The organism is Streptomyces poriferorum (assembly GCF_019399235.1).
Classification (GTDB): domain Bacteria; phylum Actinomycetota; class Actinomycetes; order Streptomycetales; family Streptomycetaceae; genus Streptomyces; species Streptomyces poriferorum.
In genome coordinates, this window is sequence record NZ_JAELVH010000614.1 from 1 (window position 1) to 620 (window position 620).

At 68.4% G+C, this 620-nt stretch carries 1 pseudogene; it reads right to left on the bottom strand.

Annotated features, from left to right (window positions below):
* Positions 1 to 476: pseudogene (locus tag JGS39_RS40045) on the bottom strand (helix-turn-helix domain-containing protein); the annotation flags it as partial.
* Between the last annotated feature and the right edge of the window lie 144 nt (positions 477 to 620).

Here is a 620-nt window from a genome sequence, read left to right on the forward strand (position 1 = left end):
ACAGGCGTTGCGGTGGTGGGCTTCGGTGCCGGTGCCGGTGCCGGTGCCGGTGCCGGGCGGGGGCGCGGCTTGATTGTCTGCGTCTGCGTCCGCGTCTGTGCCTTGTCGAGGGCGGCGGGGTCCGGGTGGTTGTACGACACCGTGCGCGTGTAGACCTTGCCTTCTGGCGAACGCACCCGGGTGCGCTTCAGGTAGCCGTGCTCCTCCAGCTCCCGCAGGGCCTCGGCGATGCGGTGTTCGCTGTCGGCGGGCAGCCGGGCGGCGAGGACCTTGATGCCGACCTTGGCGCCGGGCGGCAGCGACTGGATGTGGAGGGCGAGACCCCGTGCGGCAAGCGAGAGTTCGGGGTGCTGGCTGAGGTGATTGCCCACGACGGTGAAGCGCTCGGTGTGGCGGACGTTGACATGTTCGACGCCAGAGGGCGGGACATAGGGGCCCGCGATAGCCTGCGAGGTAGCCATCAGGAAGACGTTCACTTCCGTGTTGGTCAGGCCCCCGTTTTGGGATTGCTGTCCCGGCGGGGGCCGTCAGAGGTCTGAAGTTTGGTGCGGCGAGCATATGCCAGGCAACCGGGGCAAAATCCAGCCCAGTTGGCGAACCTCACCCGTGCGGGTGACGAG